The following is a 725-nucleotide window of genomic DNA, read 5'->3' as shown; positions in this document are numbered from 1 at the left end:
CACGGCTGCAAGGTGCTGCAGGGCTTTTTCTTCGACAAACCGCAGCCCTGGCAGGCCTTTGTGAACCAGTACGTGGTGGCCTGAGGCGCGCGCCGGTTTGGGGCGGTGTTTGCATGGGCCCCGCTTTTGATGTACGGTGTGCTCGGTGTCAGCGGTTGTTTTTCCTTGACGACCAGGAGTCCGAGATGAGCAAGAATCAGAGCCCCAGCGACAAACAGGCGCCCCACACGGGCAAGGTCGCCAACGACACCAACAAGTTGGGCGAGCAAGACCCCACGCCATTGAACCAAGGCCAGCGCACCCCGCGCAGCCGCAGCGATCGCGAGAGCCTGATCGGCGGGGCCAACCAGTCGCAGTCGCGCCGGGGGCCGATCGGTGGGGACCACGGCCGCTGAATCCGCCATGGACATGGCCTGTGCACGGGGCACCGTCCCCGCATGAGCGGGCTTTACCCCTACCTCGGTGCCACCGAGGCCCCTGCACGTGCCGAGGTGGATGCCTGGCCCGGTTGGACGCTGCTGGAATTCGGGACCGGCTGGTGTGGCCATTGCCGTGCCGCGCAACCCGCGCTGGCCGAGGCGCTGGCGCAAGAGGGCCGCTGGCGCCACCTTCGTGTGGAAGACGGCCCCAGTCGGGCGCTGGGCCGCAGCTTTCGCGTCAAGCTCTGGCCGACCCTGGTGCTGTTGCGCGACGGCCGGGAAGTCGCCCGCCTGGTCAGACCCCAG

2 protein-coding genes are annotated in these 725 nt (G+C 67.9%); both read left to right on the top strand.

Features of this window, described 5'->3' with window-relative positions:
* The first annotated feature begins 185 nt into the window (after window positions 1-185).
* Window positions 186-395 (top strand): hypothetical protein, encoded by a 210-nt coding sequence (locus HA630_RS01585; RefSeq protein ID WP_166832166.1) that lies wholly within the window; start codon window positions 186-188, stop codon window positions 393-395.
* Between the two features lie 42 nt (window positions 396-437).
* On the top strand, window positions 438-725 hold a 288-nt coding region (locus HA630_RS01580), incomplete at its 3' end, for a thioredoxin family protein (protein WP_166832165.1).

It is taken from the genome of Aquabacterium sp. A08, assembly GCF_011742065.1.
This window is presented reverse-complemented; position numbering and strand designations above follow the sequence as displayed.

What these genes read in the sequence shown, in the direction of transcription:
- HA630_RS01585 (WP_166832166.1), top strand. Translation starts at nt 186, where the DNA reads ATGAGCAAGAATCAGAGCCCCAGCGACAAACAGGCGCCCCACACGGGC.